The sequence below is a fragment of the Allofrancisella heilbronnii genome, assembly GCF_000710735.2.
Lineage (GTDB): Bacteria > Pseudomonadota > Gammaproteobacteria > Francisellales > Francisellaceae > Francisella > Francisella frigidaquae.
This window is the reverse complement of record NZ_CP144673.1, coordinates 1,090,829-1,111,852: the sequence shown is the minus strand read 5'-3', so window position 1 is coordinate 1,111,852 and position 21,024 is coordinate 1,090,829. Positions and strand designations below refer to the sequence as shown.

Sequence of the window (21,024 nt, the reverse complement as noted above, 5' to 3'; positions counted from 1 at the left end):
TGCAAAATGGGTAAATCTAATACTTTTTTCTATATTTTTATAACAATAGTGTTACTTTTGATTACTATCTTACAATATGATTTGTGGTTTAGTAATACAGGATTACTTAGTTATGAGCATTTAAAAAAAGCAGTAAAAACTCAAACAAAGGAAGTCCAAGAGCAATATCAGACCAATGCCCAATTATATTCTGAGGTTGTTTCTTTACGTAAAAACAGTGAAGTACTAGAGAGTCTCGCCCGCCAAAATATGGGTTTTATAAAGAAAGGAGAGGTCTTTTATAGTGTCAAATGATTCTAGTAAATATGTAATAATTCCAGCTGCGGGTATTGGAACTAGAATGGCACTTGATATTCCTAAACAGTATTTTAAGCTTTCAAATAATAAAACTATCCTAGATACAGCTCTAGAGAAATTTATAGAACCCGATTTTTTTGATAAGGTCATAGTAGCTCTTAATAAAGATGATAACTTCTGGAAAGATTCTATATATTTTAGTCATCCTAAAGTAGTTACTTGTTTAGGGGGGGAGACACGTTTTGATAGCGTCTATAACGCTTTAAAACAGATACAAATAAGATCTCAGACTACCTGGATATTTGTTCATGACGCAGCAAGACCAAATGTTACATTCCAAGATACTAAAAATTTGTATGAAGCTGTTAAATTGTCTAAATGTAAAAGTGGGATCTTAGGTATTAGAGCCTTTGAAACGGTTAAGCAGGTGACTTCTAATAGCCCAATTACTATAGATAAAACACTTAATCGTGATAACATATGGTTAGCTCAAACTCCACAATTATGTGAGCTTAGTTTGTTGTATAATGCTTTTGAATATTGCCGGCTTAATGATTTAGCAAAGCTAGTTACAGATGAAGCATCAGCATTAGAATTATATGGAAGCAGTCCTTTAATTATTCAAGGATCTAGAAGTAATATTAAAGTAACAACTCAAGAAGACTTAGAGCTAATAGATTGGCTTTGCCGAGCTTATACCAATTCCAACACATATTAGTACTTTCTAACTTTGTATTTCATACCTAATTTAATCCTTTGATATTTGCCAATAGCCACTGCTATTGCCTGCACATCAAAAACTTAAATTAGTCATAAACTCCTTTGTGATAAATGCACCAATTTATGTTGGAATTGATATTAGCTAAGTAGTAATCCTATTATGTATCCAAAAATTATTACACATCCTATTATCACTAATAATGAATCTAATACAACCTTGCGATACTCTTTGCATTTAACATTTTTATAGATGATTAATACAGGTAGTATATATAATAAAAAAGCTACTGTTGGGGCGACCAGGATCCCTATTATGCGGAGTATACTAAAATTACATATCGTACAAACCCATAAAACTAAAAAAATAATAGTTATACAAAGGGTATTAATTAAAGAGTCTTTTACTTGTATATTACAAACACCTTTAAATAAATATCTGAACAAAAACTTTAAAGCTTCTTTTGAACCTATATAGCAGCCAATAAAAGAACTTATAATAGCTGTAAATACTATCATTGGTGCTAATATCTTTAAAAAAGTATTAGGGTGTTGCTTTTGTATTAGAGTTACTATAGAAAGATTATTAACGTTAGCCATATGAAGGTCAGCTACTGTAGTGCTTAATAAACATGAAGTTACAAAAAGTAGTACAAAAATAAATAGGATTAATGAATTAACCTTAAGTATTTTATATACTTTAGCTTTTTCATCCTCATGTTTAAGTTTGATATTCTCTCTGTAGAATATTACTAAGCTAGAAATAACAGGTGAATGATTCATTGACAATACAAGGATAGGTAAGACCATAAGTAATCCTTTTATGTAACTAATAAAACTAAAACTACTTTCGGTTATAAATTTGCCATTCCAGTAAGGAATTATATATACAGACAGAGTAATAACTAATATTATAAGAAATAAAACAGTAAACTGCATAAATCTAAGTATTATATTTATTCCTAAAGATACTATTATTAAAAGGGTTGATAAAATAAAAAAACTAAACCAAATACTTTGAGAGAGGTTAGAGTCCGTAATATTGTAATATAATAAGAAGTTACCTAATTCGCTGTTTAGACCTATAGAGTACATGGGCATATTTAAGAAAATAGCAAAAAAGTACAGTACCACACATATTAAACCGAGTAGCTTTCCTAGATTATGTGTAAAAACCTCTGCGATACCGCCATCATTAGCTCCAATAACAGTGTTAGCCATGTTTTTATGAGAATAGTAAGTTAAAGGAAGTGCCAAGATGAGTACTGTGGTTAATGCCCAAAAACCACTATCACCAGCTTGAATAGGTAAGTAAAGGAGCCCCGCTCCAACAGCTGTCCCAAAAAGTGTGAAAATCCATTGAGTGTCTATTTTTATGGTATTTGTATGATTTGTTTTTTTCACCTTTTGCTCCAATCCAGTATTACTTTGCCACACTTGCCACTTTTCATAATTTCGAAAGCTTCTTGGTAGTCATCTATATTAAATCTATGTGTAATCACAGAATTCATATCTAGTCCAGCTTGGACCATACTAGACATTAGATACCAAGTTTCAAACATTTCTCTACCATATATGCCTTTTAATATAAGACCTTTGAACAATATTGCACCCCAGTCAATAGTGATATCTCCAGATGAAATACCTAATAAAGACACCTTACCACCATGATTCATTACATTTAACATCATTGAGATTGCTGAATTTATACCTGACATTTCTAAACCTACATCAAAGCCTTCTGTCATACCAATTTCAGACATTATATCTTTCATTTTTTTGGTCAATTCATCTTGTGATTTAAAATTTCCCACGTTAAAAGCAAAAGTAGCACCAAAATCTTTTGCTTTCTTAAGTCGATATTCATTAATGTCAGTTACAACGATTCTTCTAGCACCACAAAACCTCGCAATTTTAACAGCCATAAGGCCAATTGGACCAGCTCCTGTAATAAGGACATCTTCTCCAGTTAGGTTAAACGATAAAGCAGTATGCACTGCGTTACCAAGAGGATCAAAAATACTAGCAATATCATCACAGATGGTATCAGGAACTTTAAAAACATTAGCAGCAGTCATCACTAAGTATTCAGCAAAAGCTCCCTGTACATTTACTCCAATACCTACCGTGGACCTACACAAATGACGTTTTCCTGCTTTACAATTACGACAAAGTCCACATACTAAATGTCCTTCACCAGAGACTCTATCGCCTATATTTAATCCTTTTACTCCATCACCCTTGGCTGCTACTTCACCAACAAACTCATGCCCTATAATCATAGGCACAGGGATTGTTTGTTGAGACCACTTGTCCCAGTTATATATATGTAGATCCGTACCGCAGATAGCAGTTTTTCTTATTTTAATTAAAACGTCATTATAACCATATTCTGGTATAGGAGCGTCATTTATCATCCAAATTCCAGGCTCTTTCTTTAACTTTGCTAAAGCTTTCATATTTAAAAAAATCCTTTATGTAGTTTTGTTTATTAAAGTTGTTGCTTAAATCTTAGTACTATAGCTAACTACGCTAAAAAGTAGTACGTCATTCAGTTGGGATTGACCACGTAATCTACTGGAATAGCTTGATTTTAAGCTATTCCAGTTAGTACTGCTTTTTATACCTAGCAGGCTATAAATGCTCATAGATATATTAGAGTTAGTTTTTATTTTCATTTTCATCAAAAATGCTGAAAATAGTAAGCTTATTTAGCTCTAGCTTATTTTTTGTTGATATGAGTTTAAATTAACAAGCTTTTATTTCCTAAGTTCTGTCAAGCATTATATGATGTTCAGCTCTTTAGCTGCTTTTGTAAAGCTATCCACAGCTTTATCTATTTGTTCAAAAGTATGGGCAGCTGACATTTGAGTTCTAATTCGGGCTTTGCCTTTTGGAACTACAGGGTATGAAAAAGCTATAACATAAATACCATATTCTAGAAGTTTATCAGCAAGAATTGCTGCTGTTTTTTCATCATATATCATTACTGGGATAATAGGATGTTCCCCAGGAACCAGATCAAAACCAGCTGCTGACATTTTTGTTCTAAATCGTTGCTGGTTTAATTGGAGTTGTTCCCTTAGGTGGTTAGAATTTTTAGTTATTTCAAGAGCTTTTAGAGATGTTTTTGTAATAATAGGTGCTAAAGCATTTGAGAATAAATATGGCCGAGATAGATTTTTTAATAAATCTACTACTTCTTTTTTTGCACATATATATCCACCAGATGCTCCACCTAAGCCTTTTCCGAGAGTTCCTGTTAAAATATCCACACGACCCATAACATTACAATGCTCTATTGAGCCTTTACCATTTTTTCCTATAAAACCAGCAGCATGAGAATCATCAACCATAACTATAGCATTATATTTATCAGCTAGATCACAAATTGATTTTAAATCTGCGATTATACCATCCATAGAAAAAACACCATCTGTAGCAATCATCTTAAATCTAGCTCCAGCTTTATCAGCTTCGATAAGCTTATCTTCTAGTTCTTTCATATCATTGTTATCGTATCTAAATCTCATAGCTTTGCAAAGTCTAACACCATCTATAATACTGGCGTGGTTTAAAGAATCGCTAATAATAGCATCTTCTTTTGTGAGTAGAGTTTCAAATAACCCAGCATTAGCATCAAAGCAAGAAGGGTATAAAATAGTATCTTCAAATCCAAAAAAATCACTCAACTCTTTTTCTAATTGTTTATGCACACTATTTGTTCCACAAATAAACCTTACAGAAGCCATACCATATCCACATTCTTCAATATGCTCTTTTGCATAAGCAACTAGTTCTGGATTATTCGCAAAACCAAGGTAATTATTTGCACAGAAATTAATTAAAGTCTTACCATTTTCTAGAGTTATTAACGGTTCTTGGGGGGTTGTTATAATTCGCTCACTTTTGTAGGTTCCTGCATTTTTTATTTCTTTAATTTTATCTCTAATACTGCAATAAAAGCTTTTATCCATAATAGTTGACCTCATTTCTACTAATCACAAAAAATAATATAATATGTAAATATAGCGGAAACTAGTACATTTTGGAAATATTTTGATTAAAAGTACTTAAGAATATCAGGAACATAAAAAGAAGAAAGAAAAGTTCTCTCTTTTAGAATTTAATTACTCAGCAAAAGCATCTTGCGAGTAATTTGCTAAACTATTGACGTTATCACCAGTAATAACATTTTGGTAGTAAGTAGAAGCTGTACCCATCGCTGGTTGGTTTATAGCCCAGAACATAGATCCACCAAAACCTTTTTCGGCAACGTAGTCAATCATTTGTTTATCAAGCTCCAGTCCTTCCCATTCTCCAGATGCAGCTTGCCCACCTGGTTCAAAGCCAAGAACTACTAAGCTTGGATTTACGTATTTAGAGAAGCTATTTAACATATCCTCATAAACGGCTTTAGTCCAAGTTTTGCCATTAGGCATATCATTAGGACTTACATCGTAAGCCATTATATTTACCCAATTGACAACCTCATCTAATGAAGATCCATTGTCTTTTAACCATTTTTCAATAGCTATACCTTCTCCATCAGAATTAAAGTTGTTTGCAAAACCGTGATTTTTACTACTTTCAAAGAAAGCGTTAAATCTGGTAGTATAACCTATTTGCTTATCACTCATGCCTTCAGCATCTAGTTTTTCTCTTAAGGTTTTAAGAGTTTTAGCTAAAGTTGCTAGTTGTTGCTCTTTATTAGGGTTGGGTGAACCATCAGCCAATTGGCTTAAATGTTCCCAGTCAAAATCTACACCATCACCACCAAGTTTTAATAGTTCGATAACCTGATTAACAAAAGCGTCTATTTGATCATCACTAATTGTTTGTTGTAAATCAGACCAGCCACCAATTGCCCATATGAACTTACCATTATTAGAATGGGTTAGGTTTATGAGAGAGTCTATACGCACCCTCTGCCAATTATAGTTATTATCCCACGGGTTTTGATAGTTACCCATAACACTTAGAACATCAGCGCCAGCCATACTTTCATTTATATGACCACTATTCCATTTTTTATTAGCAGGATTTTCTGGATTTGGCGAGCTATCTAATGTTAAGAAAGAGTATAGTACATGAGTATATGGAGCCACATCTTCAGCACTACCTTTATAGTCACCACTTATTAAACCTGGCTTCCAGTTTTCCCAATAACCTATAACTTTTTTACTAGCTTCAATAGGAGCGACTTGTTCAAAAGTTAAATTAACATTTTGCTCGTTTTGATCAGCCACAAAAGAACTAGGATTTATACTATCTTTGTATCCAGAGATTTTATCAGCAGATACAGTCCAAGTATTACCATCTTTTGGTAGTTGCTCAGTATAAACACCACTAGCGTTAACCTTTAGTTGTTGAGAATCACCATTACTACTTGTGAATTTTAAAGTAGTCTCTTTACCTTTTGGTAGATCAGTAACAGTAATATTTACAGCTTCTGTTGGGATTTCTTCTGATGTAAATTGTAATTGTGCTTCTGACTTATTAAAGCTATAGACTACTACTTCAGTAGGTTCTGATACGTACGCTCTGCCATCATAAGTAAAGTCTTTAGCCGTAATTGTATATTTAACACCTTCAGTAGATGCAGGTAAGTTATCAATAACTGTTGGAGAAGTGAAATTTACGGTACCTTCTGAAGCGACATTTCCAGCTTCATCCTTAACTACATAATCTACAGCTTTTGAAACGCTTCTGTCTGCAGAGGCTATTAAGTTTATAGATCCTACTTGTGCTTGTTCATAACTTATTGCGATGTTTTTAGTTTCACCTTTAGCTATAGAGAAGTTATTAGGAGTTGCAGTACCACGGCTGGAACCGATAGAGCTAACAGAAACTTTTAATTCTCCTGCAGGGACTTTAAGGTCAACAGAAGAGCTCCAACTAACATTTTTCTCAGCTACTTTAGTGTTATTTTTATCAAATACAGTTACAGTAGGTAAAGAAGAGTCAGTAACAAAGGCAGGCTTTGCTGGTATAGTAATAGTAAGAGTAGCTTTTTCTTTAGCAGGATCTTCACCTACTAGTTTCCAAGGTCCCCATTCTCCAGAAGTTTCAGGGTTGTTACCTTGCGTCCACCATTTAGCCTCGTATATAGAGTTGTTATATGTTACTTGGTCACCTGCAGTATAAACAGCAGAAGGATCCCAGGCTTTTATACCTGGAGTAGGTTCAGGAGCAGGTTTTGCGGTATAAGTTAACGCAATAGTTGTAGTTGTAGCAGAAACTGTTACTGTAGAAGGAGAAATAGTACCTTCATCACCGTTAAGTTTAACAGTATAAGTTTCTGAGCCATCTTTTGGATATTCTAAAGTAACTTTACCATTTGAAACAGTAAAAGTACCTTTTGAACTTACAAAATCGATACCAGCTGTAGTAGGAAGTTGACCTTGAATAGAAACATTTGCTGTAATCTTTTCAGCTGGAGTTGGACTTGGACCAGGACCTGTCTCATCCCAAGCATCAGCGCCATATATACCAGAAGGTCTATACGCAGCTGATTTACACCAACCTTCATATGGCCAAGGTTTACATTTATAAGTTTTGCCTTGATCAGTTACAATAGTACCTGCAGAGTAGCTACTTAGGTCAGAAGTAGACCAAGCTTCAGTAGCAAAAGCTGAAGACCCCATTAGGCTTAAGGTTACTATTGAAATTAATTTTCTTTTTATATTCATATTTTTCTCCTTAGTTTTAACATAAACAATTATGTTTACTGACTATGATTATAACTATAAGTCAATAGATTTGGTAGGTGTGTAATTAATAGTCACTAGTTAAAATTAATTAGTAATATAAAAGTATATAAAGTGCTAAATATATTTAAACCACTTATTTACTTAAAATAATGAGCATTTGGAAAAATGTTATATGTTTCTAATTCTGTTAAAACTATAATTTTAGAATGTTTTTACCTTGTTATTCTTATCTAATAACAACTTGCAATAGCTTCACAATACATAATAAGCAATTACCTATAGAATTCTAAACGCTAAAAAATCGAAAAACCGTAAAAAACTTTAAAAATTTTAGAAAAAGCTCTTGCGTTGAGAGAGGGAGGTGTGTATTATATGTCTTCACTGGCTGACGGGTGATGTTAGCGGTAGAGAGGGTTTAGGCCTGGAAGATATTTAAGAGATATATTATATACAAACACTTTGTTGATAAATTTGAGTTTAGTAATTGAGTCAAGAAATAGATTAAACTGAAGAGTTTGATCCTGGCTCAGATTGAACGCTGGTGGTATGCTTAACACATGCAAGTCGAACGGTAGCAGGTCTTCGGATGCTGACGAGTGGCGGACGGGTGAGTAACGCGTAGGAATTTACCCATTTGAGGGGGATACCAGTTGGAAACGACTGTTAATACCGCATAATATCTGAGGATTAAAGGTGGCAACTTGTTGCTGTCGCGAATGGATGAGCCTGCGTTGGATTAGCTAGTTGGTAGGGTAAGGGCCTACCAAGGCGACGATCCATAGCTGATTTGAGAGGATGATCAGCCACATTGGGACTGAGACACGGCCCAAACTCCTACGGGAGGCAGCAGTGGGGAATATTGGACAATGGAGGAAACTCTGATCCAGCAATACCATGTGTGTGAAGAAGGCCTTAGGGTTGTAAAGCACTTTAGTTAGGGAGGAAGGTCTGTTAGTTAATAGCTAATGGAATTGACGTTACCTGAAGAATAAGCACCGGCTAACTCCGTGCCAGCAGCCGCGGTAATACGGGGGGTGCAAGCGTTAATCGGAATTACTGGGCGTAAAGGGTCTGTAGGTGGTTTGATAAGTCAGATGTGAAAGCCCAGGGCTCAACCTTGGAACTGCATTTGATACTGTCAAACTAGAGTATGGTAGAGGAATGGGGAATTTCTGGTGTAGCGGTGAAATGCGTAGAGATCAGAAGGAACACCGATGGCGAAGGCAACATTCTGGACTAATACTGACACTGAGGGACGAAAGCGTGGGGATCAAACAGGATTAGATACCCTGGTAGTCCACGCTGTAAACGATGAGTACTAGCTGTTAGGTTCGGTGTAAAGGGCCTAGTGGCGTAGCTAACGCGATAAGTACTCCGCCTGGGGACTACGGCCGCAAGGCTAAAACTCAAAGGAATTGACGGGGACCCGCACAAGCGGTGGAGCATGTGGTTTAATTCGATGCAACGCGAAGAACCTTACCTGGTCTTGACATCCACAGAACTTTTCAGAGATGAATTGGTGCCTTCGGGAACTGTGTGACAGGTGCTGCACGGCTGTCGTCAGCTCGTGTTGTGAAATGTTGGGTTAAGTCCCGCAACGAGCGCAACCCCTATTGATAGTTACCATCATTAAGTTGGGTACTCTATTGAGACTGCCGCTGACAAGGCGGAGGAAGGTGGGGACGACGTCAAGTCATCATGGCCCTTACGACCAGGGCTACACACGTGCTACAATGGGTATTACAGAGGGCTGCCAAACCGCGAGGTGGAGCGAAACTCAGAAAGGTACTCTTAGTCCGGATTGTTCTCTGCAACTCGAGAGCATGAAGTCGGAATCGCTAGTAATCGCGAATCAGAATGTCGCGGTGAATACGTTCCCGGGTCTTGTACACACCGCCCGTCACACCATGGGAGTGGGTTGCTCCAGAAGTAGATAGCTTAACGAATGGGCGTTTACCACGGAGTGATTCATGACTAGGGTGAAGTCGTAACAAGGTAGCCGTAGGGGAACCTGCGGCTGGATCACCTCCTTAAAGGAAATACGAAAAGAATAATAAGAATAGAGCTTAATTGCTAATTCAGATAAATTGATAGAGTGTTTGTAGATAATAGATTTTAGTGTAAATAAGATACGGGTCTGTAGCTCAGTTGGTTAGAGCGCACCCCTGATAAGGGTGAGGTCGGTAGTTCAAGTCTACTCAGACCCACCATTTTTTTGGGGCCATAGCTCAGCTGGGAGAGCACCTGCTTTGCACGCAGGGGGTCAGCGGTTCGATCCCGCTTGGCTCCACCATTATTTTATTTGCATGAAGATAGAGATATTTAACAATTTAGTATAGAGATAGACTTAAGAAAATAAGTGCAAGCGGTGGATGCCTTGGCATTCAGAGGCGAAGAAGGACGTGTTAGTCTGCGATAAGTCTGGGGTAGCTGACAAATAAGCATTGATCCCGGAATTTCCGAATGGGGGAACCCAACTAGAGTAGTCTAGTTACTTTATCTGATATAAGATAGAGAGCGAACGAGGGGAACTGAAACATCTAAGTACCCTTAGGAAGAGAAATCAATTGAGATTCCCATAGTAGTGGCGAGCGAAGTGGGAAGAGCCTGGTATGATATAGTCTTAATTATAGTAGAACAAGTTGGGAAGCTTGACGATAGAGGGTGATAGTCCCGTATACGAAATGATTAAGATGGAACTAAGCATACGAACAAGTAGGGCGAGGCACGAGAAACCTTGTTTGAACATGGGGGGACCATCCTCCAAGGCTAAATACTCCTGAATGACCGATAGTGAACTAGTACCGTGAGGGAAAGGTGAAAAGAACCCTTATAAAGGGAGTGAAATAGAATCTGAAACCGCTTGCATACAAGCAGTAGGAGCATGATTTAGTCATGTGACTGCGTACCTTTTGTATAATGGGTCAGCGAGTTACTTTTAGTGGCGAGGATAACTGAATAAGGGATCCGTAGCGAAAGCGAGTTTTAATAGAGCGCCTAGTCGCTAGGAGTAGACCCGAAACCGGCGCGATCTATCCATGGCCAGGTTGAAGGTTAGGTAATACTAACTGGAGGACCGAACCCGGTACTGTTGCAAAAGTATGGGATGAGCTGTGGATCGGAGTGAAAGGCTAATCAAGCACGGAGATAGCTGGTTCTCCCCGAAAACTATTTAGGTAGTGCCTCGTGAATTGACTGATTGGGGTAAAGCACTGTTTCGACTAGGGGGCTTTTACGAGCTTACCGACTCGATGCAAACTCAGAATACGATCAAGTTTTATCACGGGAGACACACGGCGGGTGCTAAGGTCCGTCGTGGAAAGGGAAACAGCCCAGACCGCCAACTAAGGTCCCTAAGTCATAGCTAAGTGGGAAACGAAGTGGGAAGGCCCAGACAGCCAGGAGGTTGGCTTAGAAGCAGCCATCCTTTAAAGAAAGCGTAATAGCTCACTGGTCGAGTCGGCCTGCACGTAAGATTTAACGGGGCTAAGCTATGCACCGAAGTTGCGGAATATATTTAATATATTGGTAGGGGAGCGTTCTGTAAGCCGATGAAGGTGAATTGAGAAGTTTGCTGGAGGTATCAGAAGTGCGAATGCTGACATGAGTAACGTAAAATAAGTGAGATTCTTATTGGCCGAAAACCCAAGGATTCCTACGCAATGTTAATCAACGTAGGGTAAGCCGGCCCCTAAGGCGTAGCTGAAGAGTGAAGTCGATGGGAAACAGGTTAATATTCCTGTGCTGCTTATATGAACGAAGGAGGGACGGAGAAGGCTAGGTAGGCTTGGCGCATGGTTGTCCAAGTGAAAGTAGGTAGGTAGAGGTGCTAGGCAAATCCGGCATCTTGATAATCTGAGATACGAGACGAAGCCGAATTTATTTGGCGAAGCTACTAATGCCCTGCTTCCAGGAAAAGCTTCTAAGTATATTGTATAAGTAACCGTACTGTAAACCGACACTGGTGGGTAGGTAGAGAATACTAAGGCTATGAGAGAACTCTGGTGAAGGAACTAGGCAAAATGACACCGTAACTTTGGAAGAAGGTGTGCCCTTAATGGTGAAGTACTTGCTACGTAAGCTGTTGAGGGTTGCAAATACCAGGTGGCTGCGACTGTTTATCAAAAACACAGCACTCTGCGAACTCGAGAGAGGAAGTATAGGGTGTGACGCCTGCCCGGTGCTGGAAGGTTAATTGAAGGGGTTAGCTTAGGCGAAGCTCTGGATCGAAGCCCCAGTAAACGGCGGCCGTAACTATAACGGTCCTAAGGTAGCGAAATTCCTTGTCGGGTAAGTTCCGACCTGCACGAATGGCGTAACGATGGCCACACTGTCTCCACCAGAGACTCAGTGAAATTGAAATCGCTGTGAAGATGCAGCGTACCCGCGGTTAGACGGAAAGACCCCGTGAACCTTTACTATAGCTTTGCACTGGACTTTGATCATTTATGTGTAGGATAGGTGGGAGACTAAGAAGCATGGTCGCTAGATCATGTGGAGTCGACCTTGAAATACCACCCTTGAATTATTGAAGTTCTAACTCAGCCGGAAGGCGAGGACAGTGTATGGTGGGTAGTTTGACTGGGGCGGTCTCCTCCTAAAGAGTAACGGAGGAGTACGAAGGTGCACTCGGTATGGTCGGAAATCATACCAAGAGTATAAAGGCAAAAGTGCGCTTGACTGCGAGAGTGACGGCTCGAGCAGGTACGAAAGTAGGTCTTAGTGATCCGGTGGTTCTGTATGGAAAGGCCATCGCTCAACGGATAAAAGGTACTCCGGGGATAACAGGCTGATTCCTCCCAAGAGTTCATATCGACGGAGGAGTTTGGCACCTCGATGTCGGCTCATCACATCCTGGGGCTGAAGCAGGTCCCAAGGGTATGGCTGTTCGCCATTTAAAGTGGTACGCGAGCTGGGTTCAGAACGTCGTGAGACAGTTCGGTCCCTATCTGCCGTGGGCGTTAGAGATTTGAGAAGAGTTGCTCCTAGTACGAGAGGACCGGAGTGAACGAACCACTGGTGTTCCGGTTGTTTCGCCAGAAGCATTGCCGGGTAGCTACGTTCGGACGGGATAACCGCTGAAAGCATCTAAGCGGGAAGCCTCCTTCAAGATTAGATCTCTCTAGCTATAAGCTAGTAAGGAACGTTGGAGACTACGACGTTGATAGGCTGGGTGTGTAAGTGCAGTAATGTATGTAGCTTACCAGTACTAATGATCCGAGAGACTTAAGTCTATTTCTATGCTGAATTGTTAAATATCTTTATATACCAAAACTCAAGTTTTGGCGATGATAGCTTGTAGGAACCACCTGATCCCTTTCCGAACTCAGAAGTGAAACTACAACACGCCGATGATAGTCTGGCAGTTGCCCAGGTGAAAGTAGGTAGTCGCCATCTTTTTTAAACCCCAAAAAAACAAATCTAAAGCCTCGTACTAAAATACGGGGCTTTTTTGTTTGGGAGACTTGAAGTTAATCGATAGCTACCCTTGAGATGGTTATTATTATAAATTCCAGCAATCAAATTAAACCTCAAACCAAATCGTTTTCTTCTGTTTCTATAACGATCGGCAATAATTTTAAATCGCTTAACCATGCCAATCACATTCTCATTTAGAACACGTTGACTAGACAGTTCACGGTTTTTCTTTTTGTCATCTTTGGTTAGTGGGTTCTTCCTTATTCTTTTCTTCGGCAATTCTGAATGCTGATGCAGCTTATGTATCCCTTGATAGCCCGTATCGGTGAGGCTTTTTATCTCTGGGTGGATATGAACACCAGATTCTTTAAATAATCTAAAGTCATGCCTCTTGCCATTGCAAAAATTGGTACAAATAATTTCCTTTTTCTTCTTATCCACGATAATTTGCGTCTTTAACGTATGTCGCTTCTTTTTGCCAGAATAAAAGCTTTTTTGTTTTTTTAGGTCGTTCAATGGGTGTTTCAGTTGCATCTATCAGTACAACCTCATAGTCAACATCACTTTTTAATAATGCCTTACGTCCAGGCAATGAGAATTGCCCATCTTTAATCAGAGTATCTTCAACCCAGCGTATATTACGATAACAAGCACTTTCACTTAGACCATAGCTGCGTGAAATATGAAAATATGTTCTATATTCGCGTAAATATTCCAGCGCCATAAGCAGCCTATCTTCTATAGACAATTTATTCGGCTTGCCTCCTTGTGCTTTTAGTTGGAATTGCGCTTCATTTAATATCATTGTCATGACAGTAAAAGTAGTGCGTTTAACACCTGTAAGTCTACGAAATCCTTCTGGTGACTCATCTTTAATCTGCTCAAATTTCATCAACACCATTCCAATAAAAATAAAAAGTTTAATCAATTCAGCAGGTTATGCAAGAGGTCTAATGACTTTATGCAGGGCAATTGCATTAAAAATGTCTTGACAACCTTATTATTTTACAGTTATAACTAGTAAAGTTACTATTTTTGGTAGAGTGTCCACCTAAAATGCCTATAAATACAGCTTATTTAACGAAGTTATAAATAATAAAGCGTCATTTTAATTATAACCAGTTAATTTTAGGAGATCTGAAACCGCTTGCATTGATCTTGTAAAGAAGTTAAAACTGTTTTTCTTTAATAAAGATAAATAGTTTCACCTCGTTGTAATGCAAGGAAGAGCTGATATATTTCTTCACTAGAAAATTTTTGGTTAATGATTGGTTGTTTATCATTGATATTTTTCTTTGCTAAAATATCCTTTTGTAATGATGTATCTTCTAATAAAGACAAGGTGTTAACTGGATTAAAAGTTTTATTACAATAAGAAGTAACTAAAGTAGTAAACATATCTCCTGAAAAATTGGTATAAATGATTTTGGGAATTTTCTTACTATAATCATCTTCTTTATACATAATAGATTCAAAGACCTCTATATATGAATGAGCATTAGTGACTTGTCGATCATAAAATTTATCCCAGAAAATGAGCATACTACAAGCTATAGTCATTTTTTCTGTAGCTGTTTTGCAGTCATGAATATCTAGGATAGAAGCCATATGACCACTTACCCCATTTCCAAGCACCATACCAGTTTCATAACAGGCTTTATTTCGTGTAGCTATGACATTTGAAGATTCAGTATAATGATTATAAGCCATATTATTGCTTGGAGCTTTTCCAAGAACTCCAAGTTTATATTCTTCCCTTTTGATAGTCTCCCAATTAGAGCCTGTATAAACTGTTGATATATCTACATTATGTTTATAGTCTGCCAATACAGAGGTAATAACTTTTCGTGTATCATTTATCAGCATAGCTCCTAATGCAACCTTAGGAAAAATTTTGAATAGAGCATTCTTTTCTCCTACGTTAATCTTTTCAAAGTCTTCGATGAAATGTTCAAGTAAATCATAGAATGTTTTAAGTTGAGGGGTGTTTATCTTTAGTTTAGCTTCTTTATTACTTCTATAATACTGGAAATATTCATTATTATTTAAAGATTCTCTATATTTTTTATTTTTTGCTATGTCGATTTGTCCGTTAATATATTTTTGAGCACCTTCCAAAGTTTGTTCTTGGATAGGCTTTTTTTGATAACTTTTTTTGTTTTTGTCAGTCAGAGTATCGATTTCTTCTGGCGATAATTTTGATAGTAATTTTTCATACTTACTTTTCCATTTTTTAAGTATTTTAACCTGTGCGTTATAAAGTTGATTATTTTTATCTTTAATAAGTTCCTCAACTAGCATTTTGGAACGAGTAAAATTACCAGTTGCAATATTTCTAGATTTCATAGCTATATGTTTAAAAGCAAGCTGTATACATGGGTATGTAATAAAGTATTCAGCTTCATTTATAAATGAAGCATCATTTTTGAAGTCAAAAAATATTTCATTATTCATGATTTTATTGACTTCAAAAATAAAATCTTCTTTTGTTGGCGTTTTATGCAAGTCCTTATTTTTGCCTGATAAATAATTGTATAATACGTTCAGTTGGTTTTCGTAATTCTTGTTTGCTAAAATATTGGCATTAACCTTAGTAGTAAGCAATTGTTCTGGAACTTTACCTAAAATTGGATGGAGAAAGATTAAACACTGCCGAATATAGATATCCTGATAGGTTAAAACAGTTGGTTCTTTTAAGTGAGCATCAAGCATCTCGAATTCATAAGCATACACTAAAAAATTATTAATTATTTCCTCTGGCTTGTACAAATAAAACCAAGGGATCATGTAATAGTCTTCATTATACATAATTGGTTGATCAATATGAGACTGTGTTATATTCCTCAAAAGGCTTCTATTAAGTGAGAAATCATTATTTTCTATTTCATTTTTATTGATTGCAAGTAAAAACATTATGGCTCCTTTTTATTGTTTTACAACCTTACTAAAGATACAGATTCAAAGTATAATTTGATATGGGGTGTATTTAATAAGAAGTAAGGATTTTTACTAGTTGTAATCTTCCTAAAAGACCATTTTATAGAGCCTAAAATATTTTAAAATAATATAAGTAGTTAGCTACGTAGTAAACTTAAAAGTTGAGGATACAATCTAGCATTTATAAGAAAAAAACACTTTAAGGAACTAGTTTATGAATTAGGTTATACTTTTGTTGGGATAAAATTAAGCTCAGTTTTTATTGGTAGAACCTAGTTTTCTAATCAAACAATAATAAAATCCATCACCATTTTCTTCAAATGGTAATATTTGGTAGCCAAATTCAGTTTCATAGTTTTCTAAGAGGTCTATTTTTTCAATTTTAGCATCATGATTTTTATTTAAAAACTTTTTTATTTGATCTTGGTTTTCTTGCTTTAGTATTGAGCAAGTTATGTATAAAAGATAACCGTCTTCTTCTAAATTATTATCCCATAAGTTTTGTAAAATCTGTTGCTGTAATATCTGGATATTTTCAATATCTTTAGGTTTGCGTAAAAGCTTAATATCAGGATTTCGTTTTAAAGTTCCTAAAGCTGAGCAGGGTGCATCAAAAACTATCTTGTTAAATTTCCCATCAAATGGTTTAGTCAAGTCATGTTTGACTACGTTTACACTATTACTTTGAGCAATTCTGTTTATACTACTTTTTAATAATTCTAATCTTTTATCAACAATATCTATAGCGGTAATTTTAGCTTCAGAATTTAATTCTAAAATATGGCTAGTTTTACCACCAGGAGCAGCACATGCATCTAATATCGTATCATTATTTTGAGGGTTAATTATCCAACCAGCGTATTGTGCAGATATATCTTGTACTGTGAAATAACCATCATTAAAAAGACGATTTTTTTGTATATCAAGAGCAGTTTCTAGTTCTATACAGTTTTCTATATTAGTAGTAGAAAATGCGATATTGTTTTCTTTTAGGTAATTAATAACTAATTGAGAGTCTTTATTTCTATTAAGACGTATAAACATATTAGCTTTAGATTTGACACCTTTAGCTACTTTGAGATAGTGTTTTGGATATTGCTCTTTGAGTATGTTGATTATCCAGTTAGGCAGATCTATAAGCTTGTATTCTAAATATTGAATTTTAATTTGCTCTATATTTCTTAGAATATTTCTTAATACCCCATTGACAAGTTTTTTTGCCCAAATAATTTTTAAATCTTTACAAGCATTTACAGTTTCATTAATAATAGCGTAGTGAGGCTGGTTAGTTTCTAAAAGTTGTAAAGTTCCAAGCATTATGAGAGTTTTAATGTTGGGTTTAGTATTTTTACTTATAAAGTTTTGAGCGATTCTTTCTATAGAATAATAATTTCTAAAAAACTCGTAACAAAGTAACTTTATAAAAGATTTATCTTGATTTGTTATTTGTAATTTAGATAGTTTATTATCGATAGTTAAAAGAGAATATTTGTTAGCTAAAATGTCTGTAATAGATTTAGCAGCAATAGCTCTAGTATTCATTATTTAACGTGTTTTGCTAGAAGTTTTATAAGCTTTGGTTGTATTTTTTTGTTCCCAGCAACTATTACTTGTAAATTGTGAATATCACTAACACCTTTAATGTCTGTAATAATAGCACCAGCTTCTTTTGCAATAACGTATCCAGCTGCGATATCCCATAATTCAACATAACTACAAGTCCAAAGTCCATCAATATATCCAGCTGCTAAATATGCCATATCCATAGCGATACTACCAGAATATCTGTAGCCTGCAATTTGCTGTTGAAGTTTTATTAATTCTGCTACGTAACTATCATTAAAAGTTTTGCGTGAATATTTTAATGATGCTGATATCAAAGTATCATCTAGCTCTTGACTTTGCGACACTCTGATTTTTTTACCATTTAGTTGAGCACCTTGACCTTTATATGCACTAAACATTAAATCCAAAAATGGATTATAGATTACACCAAGTACTAATTCATCATCTTTTTTAAGAGCTATAGAAATACAGCAGTGGGGCAGTCCATGAACAAAGTTGTTAGTGCCATCAATAGGGTCAATTATCCAAGAAAATCTACTTTCTTTGTTACCGAATTCGCCAGCTTCTTCTGTAATAAAATAATCATCAAAGCCTAGTTTTTTTATGTTATCCACAAGAAAGTTCTCTACAGCTATATCAATATTTGACATGATAGTATTATTAGCTTTCTTAGAAGTTTTTATAGAGCTTAGGTCATTTTGAGCTTGTAGAATTATTTTTCCAGCTTTTCTGGCAGTGGTAGTGATCGCATTTACGATTGGCTTCATAATTAGAATTTAAAGTTTTAAATTTTTTAATATGATACCTTATTTATCGCTAAAATAGCATAGGTAGATTTAAATAAACTTGTATTACACGTTATGCACAGCTGTTGAACGTTGACTAATTTAGAATCTATGATTCTAGTATCCAGCATTAAATTATAGCAGTTATTAGGTAGGTTATAGCAAGTCCACCAAAAAACAACCACGCAAATAATATTAAAGCTAATAATAAAGGTTTAATTCCAGCTTTGATAAACTTAGATACATGAGTTTCTAAGCCAAGAGCAGTCATAGCCATAGCTAAAAGAAATTGGTCTATTTGAACTATTGAGTGTACAGCAAAGTGTGGTAGGAGATCTAAAGAATTGAATCCTGCCACCACAATAAATCCAATAGCAAACCAAGGAATAATTTTCATAATAGAATCAGTAGACGGTTGAGTGTGTGTTTTATGTGCAACATCAATTACAGTTCTAGACAACCATATGCCTATAATTATTAGCATAGGAGCTAACATCATTACACGGATCATTTTTACAGTTACAGCTATTTCTTCAGCATGATGACCAACAGCACTACCAGCTGCTACTACTTGCGCGACCTCATGAATAGATCCACCAGCAAAGATGCCGTACTGTGTTTGGTCTAAATTCCCTAAAAGGCCAGCTTTCATTAAGACAGGATATAAGAACATACTAATTGTACCAAATAATACAACAGTACCTACGGCCATAGCAGCTTTATAGGATTCAGATTTTAGCGTTCCTTCAGCAGCTAATACAGCAGCAGCTCCACAAATAGCACTACCAGCGGCTACTAATATAGAACTATCTCTATCTAGACCAAAAACTTTTGTGCCTATAGCTATTCCTAACACTAAAGTTGAAACTAACATGATTATAGATACTAGAAGACCAGCTAACCCTACAGATGCTATAAGTTGGAAAGTTAAATTAAAACCATAAAAGATAATAGCTAATCTAAGTATTTTTTTAGCACTGAATACTATGCCATCTTTCCACTGGCTTATAATTTTACTGGCAGGTGTGTGGGTTAGTAACATACCTAGTAAAATACCAATAATTAAAGGACTAATTCCTAGTTTGGCAACAACTGGGACTTTTGCAATAAAATATGCAATACTAGCTACTGATGCAACAAATATGACACCATAAATTGTATTTAGAGAGAGATGTTTTGTCATTTTTAATACCTTGTTTATTATTATCTACTTATTTATAACTATACGCTATTAGTGATTTTTTTAAAAATAAAAAGTTTTTATAAACGTTATCAAAAAAACTAATATGTATATTTGTTATAAAGAGTAAGAAACCATTGAAAAGGATTTAGTGGGCAATCGACTTTATGTTTTCTTTTGAATAAATAGCAGCAAAAACAATCAATATAAAAGATATTAAATAAAAGATAAGCACAGCATGCATTACAGTTGTTAAGCCAAAAAATTTGTTTATAAAAGCTCCAGTTGTTGTTGATAAAGCTGTACCTGTTGTACCAAATAGAAGAATAGTAGTTATTAGTGTTGGTGGAGGATTCTGCATTTGGAAAGTTCCATAAGCTAGTAATCCAGCATAGATATAGCAGTTAAACAAACCAAATATAATAGCAGCTTTTAAGACTATGTTTATATCAGGGATATAGACAATACATGATAATGCGATTAATCCTACAAATGTAAATAATGGAAGAATAAGCCTTAAAGGAACTACTCTAGTTATCAATGGACTTATGAATAAACCTATACTTTGAGCTGTCCAAAAGTATGATAATGGTTTATTTGCATCTATGACACCCCATCCAAGTACTTCTTGGAAATATGTTTGAGCATAACTAGTCATAGTTATTTGAGCTAGCAAAAATAAAAAAGCGGAGAAAGCTATGCAATACAAACTAAAGTTCCATGAAGAAAAATTCAGATTAAGGTTTGAGCTTTTAACGTCGGTAGTGTGTCTATTAAGTATTGAAAAGTCAGAAAATACTGATAATAACAGAATTGCTATAGCTGTTATTTGTAAAATTGAGTATATAGTATACCATTGGAAATTTTCCGTAATTAAATATGCAGCAAAAATTGGTACTAATGCACCACCAAAACTAAAGAAAAAGTCAGTAAAAATAACATTCATAGCTCTTATTTTATGATCATTGTAGATATGTACAATCATATAGCTACTTATAGCCATAAATAGCCCTCCGGTAATACCCACACAAGTTAGTAATATCTTTAGTGTAAACATAGAAGGGAAAATGCTTGTAAGTAGTGAAGACATAATACCAATTGCTACAGCGACTAATAATAAAAGTTTTATTGAAAATCTATTCATTAGAAAACCAATTATAAGTATAGCAAACCACATTGATACATTAATAAAGGTAAAAGCAAAACCTATATTGCTATCATCAAAGTATTCTGATAATGGACGCATTACAGCTCCAGTAACTAAAACAACATTGGCTGTATAAAAGTAGCAAAGATAGCAAATTATGGTTAACAAAAGCTTATTTTTAAAAGAAGTTGTACCATTTGTTATATTTTCCATTAATGATTCCGCAGTATAGATGATATGAAGGTTTTATTCTTGCACATTGTT

The 21,024-nt window shown here is 35.6% G+C and carries 12 protein-coding genes, 2 tRNA genes and 3 rRNA genes; 7 read left to right on the top strand and 10 right to left on the bottom strand.

The features are described 5' to 3' along the window. The first annotated feature begins 6 nt into the window (after positions 1-6). A complete protein-coding gene (locus tag FRA_RS05175) occupies positions 7-294 on the top strand; it encodes an FtsB family cell division protein (RefSeq protein ID WP_035719580.1) in 288 nt (95 codons plus the stop codon). Next, positions 284-1,015, top strand: coding sequence for a 2-C-methyl-D-erythritol 4-phosphate cytidylyltransferase (ispD, locus tag FRA_RS05170; protein ID WP_035719579.1), 732 nt, complete (start codon positions 284-286; stop codon positions 1,013-1,015). Before FRA_RS05175 ends, ispD begins: the two co-directional genes overlap by 11 nt. 140 nt (positions 1,016-1,155) lie before the next feature. Here the strand turns inward: ispD and FRA_RS05165 are convergent, their stop codons facing one another. From FRA_RS05165 to FRA_RS05150, 4 genes are all read right to left on the bottom strand, one after another. Next, positions 1,156-2,418, bottom strand: a complete 1,263-nt coding sequence (locus tag FRA_RS05165) for an amino acid permease (RefSeq protein WP_035719578.1) — start codon at positions 2,416-2,418, stop codon at positions 1,156-1,158. Next, a complete protein-coding gene (gene tdh, locus FRA_RS05160) occupies positions 2,415-3,473 on the bottom strand; it encodes an L-threonine 3-dehydrogenase (protein WP_035719577.1) in 1,059 nt (352 codons plus the stop codon). The genes FRA_RS05165 and tdh overlap by 4 nt, the downstream gene beginning before the upstream one ends. Before the next feature lie 324 nt (positions 3,474-3,797). After that, positions 3,798-4,991, bottom strand: a complete 1,194-nt coding sequence (locus FRA_RS05155; RefSeq protein WP_035719576.1) for a glycine C-acetyltransferase — start codon at positions 4,989-4,991, stop codon at positions 3,798-3,800. Positions 4,992-5,144: 153 nt separating this feature from the next. Next, complete coding sequence (locus tag FRA_RS05150; protein ID WP_464110821.1) at positions 5,145-7,706, bottom strand: glycosyl hydrolase family 18 protein; 2,562 nt, start codon at positions 7,704-7,706, stop codon at positions 5,145-5,147. A gap of 524 nt (positions 7,707-8,230) precedes the next feature. Here FRA_RS05150 and FRA_RS05145 point away from each other — a divergent pair. From FRA_RS05145 to rrf, 5 genes are all read left to right on the top strand, one after another. Next, positions 8,231-9,760: ribosomal RNA gene (locus FRA_RS05145) — 16S ribosomal RNA — on the top strand. A gap of 100 nt (positions 9,761-9,860) precedes the next feature. Then, a tRNA-Ile gene (locus tag FRA_RS05140) sits at positions 9,861-9,937 on the top strand. 7 nt (positions 9,938-9,944) lie between these two features. Continuing rightward, positions 9,945-10,020: transfer RNA gene (locus FRA_RS05135), tRNA-Ala, on the top strand. Positions 10,021-10,072: 52 nt separating this feature from the next. Beyond that, positions 10,073-12,961: ribosomal RNA gene (locus FRA_RS05130) — 23S ribosomal RNA — on the top strand. Between the two features lie 47 nt (positions 12,962-13,008). Further along, positions 13,009-13,124: ribosomal RNA gene (gene rrf / locus FRA_RS05125) — 5S ribosomal RNA — on the top strand. The 16S, 23S and 5S rRNA genes sit together here with 2 tRNA genes alongside, the layout of an rRNA operon. A gap of 24 nt (positions 13,125-13,148) precedes the next feature. Here the strand turns inward: rrf and FRA_RS05120 are convergent. The 6 genes from FRA_RS05120 to tsgA all read right to left on the bottom strand — a co-directional run bounded on the left by FRA_RS05120 (position 13,149) and on the right by tsgA (position 20,973). Further along, positions 13,149-14,037 (bottom strand): IS5 family transposase gene (locus tag FRA_RS05120; RefSeq protein ID WP_464110820.1). Its coding sequence is split into 2 segments (ribosomal slippage): positions 13,149-13,650 and positions 13,649-14,037, totalling 891 coding nucleotides; the frame shifts between segments, so codons are not numbered across the junction. 293 nt (positions 14,038-14,330) lie between these two features. Then, complete coding sequence (locus FRA_RS05115; protein ID WP_035719557.1) at positions 14,331-16,058, bottom strand: hypothetical protein; 1,728 nt, start codon at positions 16,056-16,058, stop codon at positions 14,331-14,333. Between the two features lie 276 nt (positions 16,059-16,334). Continuing rightward, positions 16,335-17,624: a 16S rRNA (cytosine(967)-C(5))-methyltransferase RsmB gene (gene rsmB, locus FRA_RS05110; RefSeq protein ID WP_035719556.1), complete on the bottom strand. Its 1,290-nt coding sequence runs from the start codon at positions 17,622-17,624 to the stop codon at positions 16,335-16,337. Continuing rightward, positions 17,624-18,415 (bottom strand): inositol monophosphatase family protein, encoded by a 792-nt coding sequence (locus FRA_RS05105; protein ID WP_035719554.1) that lies wholly within the window; start codon positions 18,413-18,415, stop codon positions 17,624-17,626. Before FRA_RS05105 ends, rsmB begins: the two co-directional genes overlap by 1 nt. A 148-nt stretch (positions 18,416-18,563) precedes the next feature. Continuing rightward, on the bottom strand, positions 18,564-19,616 hold the full coding sequence (locus FRA_RS05100) for a YeiH family protein (RefSeq protein WP_035719553.1): 1,053 nt from the start codon (positions 19,614-19,616) through the stop codon (positions 18,564-18,566). A 145-nt stretch (positions 19,617-19,761) separates the two neighbouring features. Next, positions 19,762-20,973: an MFS transporter TsgA gene (gene tsgA / locus FRA_RS05095; RefSeq protein WP_081835919.1), complete on the bottom strand. Its 1,212-nt coding sequence runs from the start codon at positions 20,971-20,973 to the stop codon at positions 19,762-19,764. Positions 20,974-21,024 lie beyond the last annotated feature (51 nt).